This window comes from Methylobacterium sp. J-043, assembly GCF_022829505.1.
In the GTDB taxonomy this organism is placed as follows: domain Bacteria; phylum Pseudomonadota; class Alphaproteobacteria; order Rhizobiales; family Beijerinckiaceae; genus Methylobacterium; species Methylobacterium extorquens_A.
Genome location: NZ_JAKSYB010000065.1, coordinates 77752 through 93097, shown reverse-complemented (window position 1 = coordinate 93097; position 15346 = coordinate 77752). Strand labels below are relative to the sequence as shown.

The 15346-nt window shown below is 68.8% G+C and carries 10 protein-coding genes; 3 read left to right on the top strand and 7 right to left on the bottom strand.

Annotation, left to right across the window (positions count from 1 at the left end; genetic code table 11):
• Positions 1-20 precede the first annotated feature (20 nt).
• Positions 21-1526, bottom strand: a complete 1506-nt coding sequence (locus tag MKK50_RS21615) for a hypothetical protein (protein WP_499025233.1) — start codon at positions 1524-1526, stop codon at positions 21-23.
• A gap of 246 nt (positions 1527-1772) precedes the next feature.
• Here MKK50_RS21615 and MKK50_RS21610 point away from each other — a divergent pair, with 246 nt between their 5' ends.
• Together MKK50_RS21610 and leuB are read left to right on the top strand one after the other, a co-directional pair.
• Positions 1773-2090, top strand: a complete 318-nt coding sequence (locus MKK50_RS21610; RefSeq protein WP_253372248.1) for a hypothetical protein — start codon at positions 1773-1775, stop codon at positions 2088-2090.
• Positions 2091-2181: 91 nt separating this feature from the next.
• Positions 2182-3291: a 3-isopropylmalate dehydrogenase gene (leuB, locus tag MKK50_RS21605; RefSeq protein WP_499025232.1), complete on the top strand. Its 1110-nt coding sequence runs from the start codon at positions 2182-2184 to the stop codon at positions 3289-3291.
• 113 nt (positions 3292-3404) lie between these two features.
• Here leuB and zwf read toward each other — a convergent pair whose 3' ends face one another.
• The 6 genes from zwf to MKK50_RS21575 all read right to left on the bottom strand — a co-directional run bounded on the left by zwf (position 3405) and on the right by MKK50_RS21575 (position 15005).
• Complete coding sequence (gene zwf, locus MKK50_RS21600; RefSeq protein ID WP_499025230.1) at positions 3405-4913, bottom strand: glucose-6-phosphate dehydrogenase; 1509 nt, start codon at positions 4911-4913, stop codon at positions 3405-3407.
• A 100-nt stretch (positions 4914-5013) separates the two neighbouring features.
• Positions 5014-6501, bottom strand: coding sequence for an efflux transporter outer membrane subunit (locus tag MKK50_RS21595; RefSeq protein ID WP_499025339.1), 1488 nt, complete (start codon positions 6499-6501; stop codon positions 5014-5016).
• Positions 6502-6574: 73 nt separating this feature from the next.
• Positions 6575-9889 carry an efflux RND transporter permease subunit gene (locus MKK50_RS21590; RefSeq protein ID WP_499025228.1) on the bottom strand — a complete coding sequence of 1105 codons (3315 nt, stop codon included), beginning with the start codon at positions 9887-9889 and terminating at the stop codon, positions 6575-6577.
• Positions 9890-10145: 256 nt separating this feature from the next.
• A complete protein-coding gene (locus MKK50_RS21585) occupies positions 10146-13283 on the bottom strand; it encodes an MdtB/MuxB family multidrug efflux RND transporter permease subunit (RefSeq protein WP_499025227.1) in 3138 nt (1045 codons plus the stop codon).
• A 12-nt stretch (positions 13284-13295) separates the two neighbouring features.
• Positions 13296-14675 (bottom strand): MdtA/MuxA family multidrug efflux RND transporter periplasmic adaptor subunit, encoded by a 1380-nt coding sequence (locus MKK50_RS21580; protein ID WP_499025226.1) that lies wholly within the window; start codon positions 14673-14675, stop codon positions 13296-13298.
• A gap of 156 nt (positions 14676-14831) precedes the next feature.
• On the bottom strand, positions 14832-15005 hold the full coding sequence (locus MKK50_RS21575; RefSeq protein ID WP_499025225.1) for a hypothetical protein: 174 nt from the start codon (positions 15003-15005) through the stop codon (positions 14832-14834).
• A 34-nt stretch (positions 15006-15039) separates the two neighbouring features.
• On the opposite strand from MKK50_RS21575, the gene MKK50_RS21570 reads away from it, so the two are divergent.
• Complete coding sequence (locus MKK50_RS21570) at positions 15040-15297, top strand: hypothetical protein (RefSeq protein ID WP_499025223.1); 258 nt, start codon at positions 15040-15042, stop codon at positions 15295-15297.
• Positions 15298-15346: the final 49 nt, after the last annotated feature.

Here is a 15346-nt window from a genome sequence, read left to right as displayed (position 1 = left end):
GGCCCGAAATCGTCACGCGATCACGGCGTGGCGGCGCGGGGGCGAACCGTCCATGTCGCCCAGTAGACGGATCGGCCGTAGAGCGAGGAGGCATCGCTGCCGTCGATCCGCGGGGCCCGGCGGTCGAGCCAAGTCAGGAAGCCGCCCTTGTCGGGGTAGATCGTCGGCGCGTCGAGATTGCCGTAGCGGTCGGTCATCCAGCCGAAGCCGTCACGGGTGAAGCGCCCGAGCGCGTCGCCGCCGGAGCGCAGGCCGAGATAGGCGGTGGCGTGGCCGGCCGCGACGGGCTCGGCATAGAGCGTCAGGGCGGTGAGGCTGCCGGGCGAGAGATCGGCGGTGTAGTGCAGGCAGATGTCGGCGACGGGCCCGCCCGAGACCGTGACCGGCCGCGAGCAGGAATAGGCCACGGCCCAACGGTCCATACCCCGCGCCTTGGCGACGCGGATCTCGGTCTCGGCCGGCAGGCTCTCGATCAGCGTGACGGGGGCCGACCACGTGCGCTCCGCCAGCGGATCGCGGCTCGTGCGCAGGTACAGCGCCATCCGCCGCCGGCTCCGCGGCGCATCGCAATCGGCGGGCACGACGTCGGTATAGAAGTAGTGGTAGACACGATCGACCGCGCTGATCGAACCGGTCAGGCCCCGCGCCTCGAAGTCCGGCGCGGCGCAGTTTCCGACGATCGGCTTGCCCGTATCGTCCAGCACCGGGGCGGGCTTCATCGCCGCCGGTCGTGCGCGCCCACGCCGACGCCCCTTCTCCTCCGTGGCAGGCGCTCCGAACGGCCGCCATTCGGTGCCGGGATCGGACTCGACGCGCAGGTCGAGGCTCTGGAAATCGTAGGTCCGCGCCTGGACCAGCACCCGGCGGCGGCCCTCCCCGGACGGCTCCGTCGCGGTGGCGAGGATGGCGTAGTACGGGTCGCCCGCCCAATCGCGCCCCGCGACCAGCATCGCATTGCCGGACGGATCGTCCTCCGGCGCGGAGGCCTGAGCGCGGAAGGTCATCTTATCGTCTCGGCCCGCCTCGCGCGCCGCCCGGCGGGCCTCCCGCCGTGCCTGCCGGGTCGCCCGGCTGCGGCGGCGCGGCTGTTCGGCCCGCGCCGAACCGGCACCCTTGAGCCCTTCGCTCCAGAAGCGCGGATCGGTCGGCGGCAGGATCGTCGCCAGCGTCTCGATCTGTCGGCCGATCCGCACGGCGCCGCCCGAAGCGGGATCGGTGGCGCGCAGATCGGCTGGGCAGGCGTCGTCGCTGCGGCGAGCGCCCTGGCGCGGCGGTTCGGCTCGGTAGATCACCTGAAGCGGGCCCGGCGGCCCGGTATCCTTCAACCGCAGGATCTGCACGTCGTGAACGAACCGGCAGGGCGGCGGCACAGCGTAGACGCCCTCGGCCTCGTCGGCCGAACGGCAGATCTCCAGAGCGCCGCCCCCGGTAACATAGCAGGCACCGGCGCCGCCGCGCGGCGCGCCGGCCTGGGACGGCCCCGCCCACGCCGCGAGCAGGACGAGCGGCACAGCGACGATCCCCATTCCACGTCGGGCGGGCCCGGTCTCGGGTGAGAGGGAGCCGCGTCCGGCGGCGATGGGGTCGGGAAAACGCGAATTGTGCACGGCGCAACCTTAGCCCTTCCGGCCCACGCTCGGAAAGCACTCGTGGCAATGCTTCCCATCACGATCAGGTCGTTTTCGGCACGCGAGAATCGAACATGGTGAAAGGATTGGCTCACCAACACGGATTATCGTGGGCCTCCGTTCGATCATGAGGGTATTCCATCGATGAGCAGCGGTCTCTCGGCACCGGCCGGTCTGTCGGAGGTCTCCCGCCTCGCGACGTTGCTGGCCGATCAGGCGCTCGACGCGCAGATCATGAGCCGTCCCATTCCCGACGATCAGGTCCAGGCCCTGCTGGACGCCGCCGTCCTCCTCGACGAGTACGGCCAGGAAATTCCGCCTCTACTGGAACAGATCATCCACGAGATCGGCTCCTCCGCGCCCGAGCGGGCCGTGCGCCCCGCCAAGCGCCCGGAGGAGGACGAGGTCGGGCGCATGGCCTGGATGCTGCGCCCGTTCCGCTCGGGCAAGCGCGCGGGTTAGCGCCGGACCGAGCGACGGACTTGCGGGGGCCGGGCCGCGCCGATAGAGCGCGGGCGACGTGGCGCGTGCCATCAGCCCGGATTTCAGCCCCATGACCACTTACAAGCTTCTGCTCCTGCCCGGCGACGGCATCGGCCCCGAGGTGATGGCCGAGGTCGAGAAGGTGGTGGGCTGGCTCAAGAGCGCGGGCCTCGCCGATTTCGAAACCGAGCACGACCTCGTCGGCGGCGCGGCCATCGACGCCCACGGCAAGCCGCTGGCCGACGAGACGCTGGCCCGCGCCGACGCGGCCGACGCGATTCTGCTTGGCGCGGTCGGCGGACCGAAGTGGAACGGGGTGAGCTATGACATCCGCCCCGAGGCGGGCCTGCTGCGCCTGCGCAAGGATCTCGGCCTGTTCGCCAACCTGCGCCCGGCGATCTGCTACCCGGCGCTCGCAGACGCCTCGGCCCTCAAGCGCGAGCTGGTCGAGGGCCTCGACATCATGATCGTGCGCGAGCTGACCGGCGGCGTCTACTTCGGCGAGCCGAAGGAGATCACCACGCTGGAAGACGGCTCGAAGCGGGCGGTCGACACGCAGGTCTACACCACCGCCGAGATCGAGCGGATCGCCCACGTCGCCTTCGACCTCGCCCGCAAGCGCTCCGGCCGGGTTGCCTCGGCCGAGAAGAACAACGTGATGAAGACCGGCGTCCTGTGGAAGGAGGTCGTCACACAGGTTCATGCCGAGCATTACAGCGAGGTCGAGCTAGAGCACGTTCTCGCCGATAACTGCGCCATGCAGCTCGTGCGCCGCCCCAAGCAGTTCGACGTGCTGGTGACCGACAACCTGTTCGGCGACGTGCTCTCGGATGTCGCGGCGATGCTCACCGGCTCGCTCGGCATGCTGCCCTCCGCCTCGCTCGGCGCCACCGACGCGCGCGGCACCCGCAAGGCGCTCTACGAGCCGGTCCACGGCTCGGCCCCCGACATCGCCGGCAAGGGCTACGCCAACCCGATTGCGATGATCGGCTCGCTCGCCATGTGCCTGCGCTACTCCTTCGGCCTCGGCGACGCCGCCGACCTCGTGGAGGGCGCAATCACTCGGGCGCTCGCCGCCGGCGCCCGCACCCGCGATATCGTCGGCGAGGGCCAGACCCCGATTAGCACCGCCGAGATGGGCGACGCGATCCTGCGCGAGTTGGAGACGCAGGCGGTCTGAGGGCGCCGCATCTTCGCCGCTTTACTTCACATCCGTCGCCGCTGTCTTCCCCTCTCCCCGCAAGCGGGGCGAGGGGTTGCTCTGCTCGGTCGGCGCTTATCCGGAAGCCGCGGTCACTTCTCTCCCAGCGGCAGCCACGTGCGCCCGTCGCGCGCCAGCAGATCATCCGCCTCCTTCGGGCCGGGCGTACCCGCCGGATAGAAGCAGACCGGCGCGTCCTTCCACGCCTTGAGCAGCGGATCGACGGCAGCCCAGCTCGCTTCGATGGTATCGGCGCGCTGGAACAGGGTCGGGTCGCCCATCAGGCAATCGTAGATCAGGCTCTCGTAGCCGACGGTCGGCGCCGGGTCGAAGAAGTCGCCGTAGCTAAAGCCGGTCTCGATCGCGGCGAGATGCATCTGCGGCCCCGGCCGCTTCACGTTGAGGCGCGTGGCCGAACCGGGCGCCGGGTCCAGGCGCAGGCGCATGACGTTCGGGGTGAGGTCGCCGCCCTCCGCCCCGCGGAACAGCGTGAGCGGCGTCGGCTTGAAATGCACCGCGATTTCGGTGCGCCGCTCGGCCAGCCGCTTACCAGTGCGCAGGACGAACGGCACACCCGACCAGCGTTCGTTCTCGATCTCAAGCTTGAGGGCAACGTAGGTTTCGGTCCGTGAGTCCTCGGCCACATCCGGCTCGTCGCGGTAGCCTGGGACGTCCTTGCCCTCCTCGCGTCCCGCCGCATACTGGCCGCGCACGGCATTCTCCGGCGTGATCGGGCGGACCGCCTTGACCAGCTTCGTCTTCTCGTCGCGCACGATTTCGGCGTCGAAGGCAGCGGGCGGCTCCATCGCCACCATGGTGAGAAGCTGGAACAGGTGGTTGGGCACCATGTCCCGCAGCGCGCCCGTCGGCTCATAGAAGCGGCCGCGCTCTTCGACGCCGATGGTCTCGGCGGCGGTGATCTCGACGTGATCGACGTATTGGTGCCGCCAGATCGGCTCCAGCATCGCGTTGGCGAAGCGGATCGCCAGGATGCTTTGAACCGTCTCCTTCCCGAGGAAATGGTCGATCCGGTAGAATTGGCTTTCGTCGCCCTGCGCCAGGATGGTTTCGTTGAGCGCTTTCGCGGAAGCGAAGTCGGAGCCGAACGGCTTCTCGATGACGACGCGGCGGAACGCGTCGTCCGTCTGCTTCAGCAGGCCGGCCTTGCCGAGCCCCTCGACCACAGGGCCGAAGAACCGTGCCGCGACCGCGAGGTAGAACACGACGTTGCCGTGAAGGCGCCCGGCGAGATCCTTGAAGGTAGCCTCGTCGGCGAAATCGCCCTGCATCACATGCAGTCGCTCGCGGATGAAGCCCCAGGGGCGCGGGTCGATCCGCTCGGCATGGAACTCGGCGGACGGATCCCGGGTGAAGGACTCCATGGTCTTCGTCAGGTCGTCCCGCCAGCCTTCGTCGGTCAGCGGGTTGTGGTCGACGCCGAGCACGGAGAAGCCTTCGTCGAGCAGCCCGCCGCCCGCGAGATTGTAGAGGGCCGGCATCAGGAGGCGCTTCGTCAGGTCGCCGCCGGCACCGAAGATCACGAAGGTGCAGGCCGGGGTCTTCGGCGTGTCGGGCGTGTCGTGAACGGGGGCGTCGGGCATGGACCATCCGGGGCTTTCGGCCGGCAAGAGGCCGGCCGCTGGAATCCCGGTTTCAACAGAGGCCGGCGGTTCCTGTTCCGGCCGAGCTGCCCTGCAAGACCTACTCGTCGGTGCGAACGGCCGAGCCTCCGTCGATCGGCAGGCGCACGCCCTTCAGCTCCTCGCCGGTCGGCAGCGAGCGGGCATCCCAGCCGCCCCCCAGCGCCCGGATCAGCGCCACGGCGGTGGTGAAGCGGTTGAGGCGAATCTGGAGCGCGGTGACCTCGTTGTTGATGAGCAGCGCCTGGGCGGTCACGACAGTGGTGTAGTTCTGCGTGCCGGCCCGGTACTCGTTGAGGGTGATCTCGACCGCGCGACGCGCCGAGGCGACCGCCTCGTCCTGCTTGGCCTGCTGCCGGGCGAGGATTCGCACGCCGGCCAGCCCGTTCTCGACCTCGCCGAAGGCGGTCAGCACCGTCTGGCGATAATTGGCCACCGCCGCCTCGTAGGCAGCCCGCGCCGTTTGCAGCACCGCGGCGCGGGCGCCGCCGTCGAAGAGCACCTGAGAGCCGTTCGCGGCGATCGACCAGACGCGGTTGGCAGCCGAGAACACACCGTTGCTCGTCGCGCCCGAGATGCCGCCCGAGGCCGAGAGCGTTACCGTCGGATAGAAGGCGGAGACCGCCACACCGATCTGCTCGCTCTGCGCCTGAACCAGCCGCTCGGCCCCGGCGATGTCGGGCCGACGCTCCAAGAGATCGGACGGGATGCCGACCGGCACCGAGGGCGGACGCACCGGCAGGAGCGCGAAGGGAAGCTTCACCTCGGAGGGTGGGCGGCCGGTGAGAATCGCCACCGCGTGCTCGAAGGTCGCCCGCTGGAGATCGACGGCGATCAGCGAGGCCTGGGTCGTCTGAAGCTGCGTCTGTGCGGTGATGACGTCGGAGCGGGCGGCGACACCTGCGTTGTACTGGTTCTCGGCGATGCTGAGGCTGCGCTTGAAGCCCTCGACATTCTCCTCCAGCACCCGCTTCAGCGAATCCTGATAGCGCAGCTGGAGGTAGTTGGTGGCCAGTTCCGCCTGAAGGCTGAGACGCACGAGGGCGAGATCGGAGGCCGAGGCCTGGGCGGAGGCGACATCGCTCTCGATCTGGCGGCGGATGCCGCCGAACAGATCGAGTTCCCAGCTCGCCTGCCCCTGGAGCGAGACGGTGGTGCGCTCGGCGCCCAGCGCCCGCGACCGGGTGATGCCCGGCGCGCCGATCACAGTGGGAAACAGGGCGGCGCGCGCCTGCGCGACGAGGGCGCGGGCCTGATCGTAGACCGCGACCTGGGCGCGGAGGTTCTGGTTGTCGACGTCGATGGAGCGGATCAGCCGGTCGAGGGTCGGGTCGTTGAAGGCCCGCCACCAGTCGCCGCGCTCGGCCGCGTCGTTCGGCAGTGCCGGGCGCCAACCCTTCTGCGCCTGGACATAGGCGAGGCTGTCCTCGCGCATCCCGCCCTGCTTGAAACCGAGCGGCGTCTCGACGGAGGGGCGCGCATAATCGGGTCCGACTAGGCAGCCGGAGGTGGTCGCGGCCAGCACGGCGACGCCCGAGAGACGGAGCAGAGCCGCAGCCCCTCCCCTCCCCGCTCGACGCAGGCGGCCTTCGCGCAAATCACGGATCACGAAACATCCATCCTCACTCGGCCGGCACCGCCGCCGGTCCGCCCCGGCGACGCTTCGCCCAGAGCCGGAGACGGTCGAGATACAGGTAGACGACCGGTGTCGTGTAGAGGGTCAGGATCTGGCTGACGATGAGTCCACCGACGATCGCGATGCCGAGGGGCCGGCGCAGCTCGGCCCCCTCGCCGCCCGCGACGATGAGCGGCGCCGCGCCGAGGATGGCGGCGAGCGTCGTCATCATGATCGGGCGGAAGCGCAGGAGGCAGGCCTCGTAGATCGCCTCCCTCGGCGTCAGGCCGCGACTGCGCTCCGCATCGATGGCGAAATCGATCATCAGGATGGCGTTCTTCTTCACGATGCCGATCAAAAGGAACACCGCGATCAGGGCGACGATGGTGAATTCGGTTCCGGTCGTGAGCAGCGCGACGATGGCACCAATCCCGGCGGAGGGCAGGGTCGAGAGAATCGTGATCGGGTGGATGTAGCTCTCGTAGAGGATGCCGAGCACGGCGTAGACGGCGAGCAGGGCAGCGAGGATCAGCAGCGGCTGGCGCGATGAGGATTCCTGGTAGCTCTTGGCCGCGCCCGCGAACTCGCCGTGAATGGTCTGCGGCAATTGCAGATCGAGCATGGTCTGGTCGATAACTGCGGTGGCCTCGCCCAGACTCTTGCCGGGCACGAGGTTGAACGAGATGGTGGTGGCCACGAACAGGCCCTGGTGCGCCACCTGGACGGGGGCGTTGCCGGTCTCGAAATGGGCGAAGGCCGAGAGCGGCACCATTGTCTCCTTGGCGCTTGACACCGGCGCGCTCGACGAGGCGCTGCCCCGGCTCGCGGCGATGGCGTTGCCCGCGGCGTTTCGCGCCGAGTCGGCGGCGATGGTGGCCGCCGTGTCGGTGGTGGACGTGCCGGAGGTCGAGGCTTGCGAAGCCGTCGTGGTCCCGCCCCCCGCCACCGTGCCGGCGACTGCGTTGGTGGTGGCCGAGCCCCGCGCCCGGCCGCCCGTGGTCGAGACGTAGATCGTCTTTAACACCTCCGGGTTCTGGAGGTATCGCGGCGCGATCTCCATCACCACGTGGTACTGGTTGAGCGGGTTGTAGATCGTCGAGACCTGCCGCTGGCCGAAGGCATCGTAGAGGGTGTTGTCGATCTGGTCCGGGGTGATGCCGTAGCGGAAGGCGGTCGCCCGATCGATGACGAGGCGGCTCTCCAGCCCGCCCTCCTGCTGGTCCGAGGTCACGTCGGCGAAGATGTCGGTGCGCTTCTGCAAGGCTTGCAGCAGCTTCGGCGAGGCGGCGTAGAGTTCGGCCGCGGTGTCGCCTTGAAGCGTGTACTGGTACTGGGCGAAGCTCTGGCGCCCACCCATCCTGAGATCCTGGCGCGGGAACAGGAACAGGCGCGCGCCCGCGACCTGGGCGAGTTTGGGCCGAAGTCGGGCCATCACGGTCTCGATGGGCTCGCGTTCGCCGCGGGGTTTCAGCCCGACGAAGACGTTGGCGGAGTTGGTGCCGCGCCCGCCGGTGAATCCGACGATGCTCTCCACCGCCGGGTCCGCCTGCACGATGGCACTCGCGCGCTCCAGCTTGTCCTTCATCGACTGGAACGAGATGCGCTGGTCGGCCTGGATGCCGCCCATGAGCTGGCCGGTATCCTGATCGGGGAAGAAGCCCTTCGGCACGATGATGTAGCCGTAGACCGTGAGCCCGATCGCGATGAACACGCTGAGCACCGTCAGCCGCCGGTGACGGAGGGCGAAACGGAGCGTCCGCTCGTAACCCCGCAGCACCGCGTCGAAGCCGCCCTCTAATCCGCGCAGCAGAATGTTGGGGCGTTTGCCGGCATGCATCTGCGCCTCGGGCTTGAGGAGCAGCGCGCACATCATCGGCGTCGTCGTGAGCGAGAGCACGAGCGAGACGAGGATCGCCATCGACAGCGTGACCGCGAATTCCTGGAACAGCCGGCCGACGATGCCGCCCATCAGCAGGATCGGCAGGAACACGGCGATGAGCGACAGGCTCATCGAGACGACGGTGAAGCCGACCTCGCGGGCGCCGAGCAGGGCCGCTTCGACCCGTGGCTTGCCCGCCTCGATGTGCCGCTGGATGTTCTCCAGCACGACGATGGCATCATCCACGACGAAGCCGGTCGCGATGATGAGCGCCATCAGCGACAGGATGTCGAGGGAGTAGCCGAGCATCCACATCGCCGCGAAGGTGCCGATGATCGAGATCGGCACCGCCACCGCCGGGATCAGCGTCGCCCGCCACGAGCGCAGGAAGATGAAGGTGACGAAGATCACGAGGATGACCGCGATGACCAGCGTCTCCTCGGTGCTCGCCAGCGAAGCGCGGATCGTGGCCGAGCGGTCGCCGGAGATGTTGAGGTCGATGTCGCCGGGCAGCGCCGCCTTCGCCTGCGGGATCGCCGCACGCACGCGCTCCACCGTCTCGACGACGTTGGAGCCGGGCTGCTTGTAGATGAACAGGATCACGCCCGGCTTGCCGTCGACCAAGCCGAGGTTGCGCTTGTCCTCGACCGAATCGACCACCTCGCCGACGTCGGCGAGCCGCACGGCGGCGCCGTTGCGGTAGGCCACGACGATGTCGCGATAGTCGGAGGCCTGCCGGCCCTGGTCGTTGGCGTAGAGCTGGTAGCGGCGATCGCCCGCGACGATGTCGCCCTTGGGCGAGTTGGCGTTGGCCGAGGCCAGACCCGCGCGGATGCCCTCCAAGCCGATGCCGTAGTGGAACAAGGCCGTCGGATCGAGCTCGACCCGTACCGCCGGCAGCGACGAGCCGCCGATATCGACATTGCCGACCCCCTCGATCTGGCTCATCCGCTGCTGCACGACCGTCGCGGCGGAATCGTAGAGCTGCCCCGGCGTCAACGTATCGGAGGTGAGGCCGAGGATCAGGATCGGCGAATCGGCCGGGTTGAACTTGCGGTAGGTCGGATTGGTGCGCAGCGAGGTCGGCAGGTCGGCCCGCGCGGCGTTGATCGCCGCCTGGACGTCGCGGGCGGCGCCGTCGATGTCGCGGTTGAGGCCGAACAGCAGGACGATCCGCACCGTGCCGGTCGAACTCGTCGAGGTCATCTCGTTGACGTCGGCAATGGCCCCGAGCCGCCGTTCCAGCGGCGCGGCCACGGTGGTGGCCATGGTCTCGGGCGAGGCGCCGGCCATCTGCGCCTGGACGAGGATGACGGGGAAATCGACCTGCGGCAGCGGCGCCACCGGCAGCCGCACATAGGCGAACATGCCGGCGAGCAACAGGCCGATGGTCAGGAGCGTCGTCGCGACCGGGCGGCGGATGAAGGGTTCGGAGAGGTTCATGGGGAGCGGCTCGCGCGCGGGCCGACGGCTCCCCCCTCTCCCCGCACGCGGGGAGAGGCCCGTAGGCACCCTGTCGTGCCTGCGGGAAGCGCAGGCGAAGCCGGAGCGGTGGTGAGGGGGCGGCCCCGGATGAGACGCCGCCGGTCAAGCCCCCTCACCTTCGGCTGCCGCCTTGCTTCGCCGACGACGGGGTCGCCGAAGCCCTCTCCCCGCGTGCGGGGAGAGGGGATGCGCACCATCGGTATTGCCATGAAGCTCACGGCACCGCCCCGCCGGGCGCCAGCCCGTCCCGCTCCCGCCGCCGCATGATCCGGCGCTCCAACCGGTCGAAGGCGAGATAGATGACCGGCGTCGTGAACAGCGTCAGCACTTGGCTCACGATCAACCCGCCGGCGATGACGATGCCCAGCGGCTGGCGCAGTTCCGAGCCGACGCCCGAGCCGACGATCATCGGCACCGCCGCGAACAGGGCGGCCAGCGTCGTCATCAGGATCGGGCGGAAGCGCAGCAGGCAGGCCTCGTAAATCGCATCGCGCGGGTTCTTACCCTCTTCGCGCTCGGCCTGGAGCGCGAAGTCGATCATCATGATCGCGTTCTTCTTCACGATGCCGATCAGGAGCACGATGCCGATGATCGCGATGATGTCGAGTGAGAGCCCGAACCACATCAGCCCGAGCAGCGCGCCGATGCCGGCGGATGGCAGGGTCGAGAGGATGGTAATGGGGTGGATGAAGCTCTCGTAGAGCACGCCGAGCACGATGTAGACGGTGACGATCGCCGCGCAGACGAGGAACAGCTCGTTGGAGAGCGCCGATTCGAAGGCGAAGACCGAGCCCTGCGGCACCACGTTGAAGCTCGCCGGCAGGTTGATGTCTTTTCGCGCGGCCTCCAGGGCGTCGACGGCTTGGCCGAGGGCCACGCCCGGCGCGAGGTTGAACGAGACGGTCGTGGCCGGGAACTGTCCGAGATGGCCGATCAGCAGCGGCGCGCGCCGCTCCTCGATCTTCGCGACGGCCGAGAGCGGCACTTGGCCCGACGGTGCGGTCGAGGACGGAAGGTAGAGGTTGTCGAGGGAGGCGAGCGAGGTGTGCAGCTTCGGGTTCGCCTCCAGGATCACCCGGTACTGGCTCGATTGGGTGAAGATGGTGGAGACGATGCGCTGGCCGAAGGCGTCGTAAAGCACGTTGTCGATCGTGGCCGGCGTGATGCCGTAGCGCCCGGCGGTGGGTCGGTCGATGGTGACGTAGGCGGCTAGGCCGTTGCCCTGGTAGTCGCTGGTCACGTCGGCCAGCAGCGGCGAGCGGCGCAGCGCCTCGACGTAGCGCGGCACCCAGGTCTCGAAGTCGCCGAGGTTCGGGTTCTCGAGGATGACCTGATACTGCGTCGCCGAGACGGCGGTATCGATGGTCAGATCCTGCACCGGCTGCATGTAGAGCCGGACGCCGGGGACAGAACTCGTCGCGGCGTTGAGGCGGCGGATGATCGCGCTGGCATCGGCGCCGCGCGCATCGCGCGGCTTCAAGTTGATGAGGAAGCGGCCGGAATTGAGCGTGACGTTCTGCCCGTCCACCCCGATGAACGAGGACAGGCTCGCCACGTCCGGATCCTTCAGGACGATGTCGGCCAGCGCCTGCTGGCGCTCCGCCATGGCCTCATAGGAGACGCTCTGGTCGGCTTGTGAGATGCCCTGGATCACGCCCGTGTCCTGCACGGGGAAGAAGCCTTTGGGGATCACCACGAACAGGTAGGCGGTGAGCGCCACGGTGCCGAGGGTGACGAGCAGCGTCAGGCCCTGGTTGGCCAGGACGACGCGAAGCGCCCGGCCGTAGAGGGCGATGACGCCGTCGTTGAGCCGCCGGCCGGCACGGGCGACCGGACCTCCACGGCGCGCGGCCGGCGTGTCGGCGCCGTGGGCGACGGGCTTCAAGAGCCGGGCACACAGCATCGGCACGAGGGTGAGCGACACCACCGCCGAGATGACGATGGTCGCAGCCAAGGTGATCGCGAATTCGCGGAACAGGCGACCAACCACGTCGCCCATGAACAGGAGCGGGATCAGCACCGCGATCAGCGAGACCGTGAGCGAGATGATAGTGAAGCCGATCTCGCGGCTTCCCTTCAGCGCGGCCTCGAACGGGCTGTCACCCTCCTCGACGTGGCGGGCGATGTTCTCGATGACGACGATGGCGTCGTCCACCACGAAGCCCGTGGCGATGGTGAGCGCCATCAAGGAGAGGTTGTCGAGGGAGAAGCCCCAGGCATCCATCGCCGCGAGCGCGCCGATCAGCGAGAGCGGCACCGACAGGCTCGGGATCAGAGTCGCCGAAAAACTGCGCAGGAACAGGAAGATCACCATCACCACGAGGCCGATGGCGAGCATCAGCTCGAACTGCACGTCGTGCACCGAGGCGCGGATCGTCGTCGTCCGGTCGGTGAGCGTTGCGACCGAGACCGAGGCCGGCATCGTCGCCTGAAGCTGCGGCAGCAGCCGCTTGATACGGTCCACCGTATCGATGACGTTGGCGCCGGGCTGGCGCTGGATGTTGAGGATCACCGCGGGTGTGCGGTCGGCCCAGGCGCCGAGCCGGGTATTCTCGGCCCCGTCCACGACCTCGGCCACGTCGGTGAGGTGGACCGGTGCACCGTTGCGGTAGGCGATGATCGCGCTGGCATAGACCGCCGGGTCACGCACCTGATCGTTGGCGTTGATGGCGTAGGACTGGGTCGGCCCGTCGATGTTGCCCTTGGGCGTGTTGACGTTGAGGTTGGCGATCGTGGTGCGCAGGTCGTCGATGTTGAGGCCGTAGGCGGCCATCGCCAGGGAATTGAACCGCACCCGCACCGCCGGCCGCTGCCCGCCGCCCATGCTGACGAGGCCGACACCCGCGATCTGGCTGATCTTCTGGGCGAGCCGCGTCTCGGCGAGGTCGCGCACCTGCGTCAGCGGGATCGTCGCGGAGGTGAGCGCCAGGGTCAGCACGGGCGCGTCGGCCGGGTTGACCTTGGCGTAGATCGGCGGCGCCGGAAGGTCGGTCGGCAGCAGGTTGCCGGCCGCGTTGATCGCGGCCTGGACCGACTGCTCGGCGATGTCGAGCGGGATGTCGAGGTTGAACTGGAGGGTGATGACCGACGCCCCCGCCGAACTCTGCGAGGACATCTGGTTGAGGTTGGCCATCTGGCCGAATTGCCGCTCCAGCGGCGCGGTGACCGCCGAGGTCATCACCTCCGGGCTGGCACCGGGATAGAACGTCTGCACCTGGATCGTCGGGTAATCGACGGCGGGCAGCGCCGAGACCGGCAGGTTCAGGTAAGAGACCGCGCCGACGATCAGGATCGCCAGCATCGACAGCGTCGTCGCGACGGGCCGCAGGATGAAGAGGCGGGACGGGTTCATGGCCGCATCCCGCTACGGTGCCGGGCGCCGGCGTCCCCGGCGCTCCTGGCTGCCCGGATTCGCGCCGTCGGCGGAAGCCGCGGGCGTCGTCGGAAGTGTCGCACCGGGGGCGCCTGCTGCCGGTGCGCCGGCCTGGGGGCCGGGGGTCTGGCCGACCACGCGCACCGGCGCACCCTCGCGCAGGCGATCGGTGCCGTCTGTGACGACGCGGTCGCTCGCCGTGAGGCCGGTGAGCACCACCGTGTTCACCCCATCGGTCTCGCCGGTCTTGATCGGGCGCACGGTGACCTTCTCGTCGCCGTCCATCAGGTAGACGTAGGTGCCCGGCGTGCCGCGCAGGATCGCGGCGTTGGGCACCAGGGCCGCGTTCCGGATCGTCTCGACGGTGAGGCGCGCGTTGACGAACTGGTTCGGGAACAGGCTCTCGTCCTCGTTCTCGAACATCGCCCGCAGCTTCACCGTGCCGGTCGTGGTGTCGATCTGGTTGTCCACCGTGTCGAGGCGGCCGACGGCGATCTCGTGCTGGTCGCTGCGGTCGTAGGCGCGCACGGTGAGCGTAGCGCCCGCGCGCACCCGGCGCATCACCCGCGCCACCTCGTCCTCCGGCAGAACGAACACCACCGAGATCGGACGCAACTGCGTGACGACGACGATGTTGGTCGAACCGGCGGTGATGTAATTGCCGAGATCGACCTGCCTCAGGCCGACCCGGCCCTCCACCGGCGAGACGATCCGGGCATAGGTGAGGTTGAGCTTCTGCTGATCGACGAGCGCTTGGTCGGCCGCGACCGTGCCCTCGTTCTGCTTCACCAGGGCAGCCTGGGTGTCGACGTTCTGCTTCGCGATCGAATCCTGGCGGTTCAGGGTCTGGTAGCGCTGGAGATCGAGCTTCGAGTTCTGCAGCAGCGCCTGATCACGGGCGAGCTGACCCTGATACTGGGCGAGCAACGCCTCGTAGGGCCGTGGATCGACCTGGGCGAGGAAATCGCCCTCCTTCACCATCTGGCCCTCGCGAAAGCCGATCTTGGTGAGGTAGCCGTTGATCTGCGAGCGGATCGAGACGGTGGCGAGCGGCGTCACCGTGCCGAGGCCCTGGAGCACGACCGGCATGTCGCCGGTCACGATCGGTGCGACGCCGACCGCCTGCTTCATGTCGGCCGGCCGTCCGCCGTGACCGGGACGGCCGCCGCCCGGCGCCTGTGCCGTCTCCTCGGCCGGCTTCTGCCGGGCGTCGTAGGTGCGGTGAGCGACGGCGCCCGCCCCGCCGAGGATCAGCAGCGCGAGCATCCAGCGGCCGAACTTGCGGCGCCGGCGGATCGGCGCGGTCGTCACCGGGTCCGCGGTCCGGTATTCCCGGGCGGTCTCCCTGCGTATCGGCGAACTCTCGTTCATCCCTCACACACTCATCGGCGACAGCACGGCCAGACACCGCGAGCCGGCCCGGGGTCACGATCCGGCCGGCGGAAAATCCATCCGGCTCGAACCCGTTTCGGACAAGGCGGGCGGACTTGGTACGGCCGGCGAGCCTCGCCGGTCATTGCGGTCTTCCTACGGCGACGACGTTTCCAGCGTGTTGCTGCCCGTCGTCGCAGCCTGCGACTGATAGAGGCGCATCACGTCGCGAAACGACGCATCGGCCGGCGTGACCGGCAGCGTAAGACGCAAGGTAAGGCCCAGAACACCCGACACGGCGGCGAGCAGCAGGCAAGTTCCCAGACGCATGATCCGCCGATGGTGACAGCGCCGCCGCAAGGACGTGCACCGCCTGATCGGACACGAAAAAGGCCGCCGTGTCGAGCGGCGGCCTTTTTCCATGAAGCACGACCGGACCGGCCTGCCACATCCAAGAAACGAGGGGGCGAAGTCCCTTGAACGCGGCGGCCGGTCCGACCGTGGGGTGAACATGCGCTTACGACTGATGATCGTCAACATTCGTCACCCCGCCGACGCAGCGCAAAACCGGGATTTCGCGGTTCATTCGCTAACTCGTGTGCGTGAGCGCACGCTGCGCTGATGGCACGCCGACGTTCTCGACAAGGTTCGACAGGACGCCTCTTGTCTTC

Coding starts and splice junctions, on each gene's coding strand:
- MKK50_RS21615 (WP_499025233.1), bottom strand. CDS start 1,526: ATGGGGATCGTCGCTGTGCCGCTCGTCCTGCTCGCGGCGTGGGCGGGG.
- MKK50_RS21610 (WP_253372248.1), top strand. CDS start 1,773: ATGAGCAGCGGTCTCTCGGCACCGGCCGGTCTGTCGGAGGTCTCCCGC.
- leuB (WP_499025232.1), top strand. CDS start 2,182: ATGACCACTTACAAGCTTCTGCTCCTGCCCGGCGACGGCATCGGCCCC.
- zwf (WP_499025230.1), bottom strand. CDS start 4,913: ATGCCCGACGCCCCCGTTCACGACACGCCCGACACGCCGAAGACCCCG.
- MKK50_RS21590 (WP_499025228.1), bottom strand. CDS start 9,889: ATGAACCTCTCCGAACCCTTCATCCGCCGCCCGGTCGCGACGACGCTC.
- MKK50_RS21585 (WP_499025227.1), bottom strand. CDS start 13,283: ATGAACCCGTCCCGCCTCTTCATCCTGCGGCCCGTCGCGACGACGCTG.
- MKK50_RS21580 (WP_499025226.1), bottom strand. CDS start 14,675: ATGAACGAGAGTTCGCCGATACGCAGGGAGACCGCCCGGGAATACCGG.
- MKK50_RS21575 (WP_499025225.1), bottom strand. CDS start 15,005: ATGCGTCTGGGAACTTGCCTGCTGCTCGCCGCCGTGTCGGGTGTTCTG.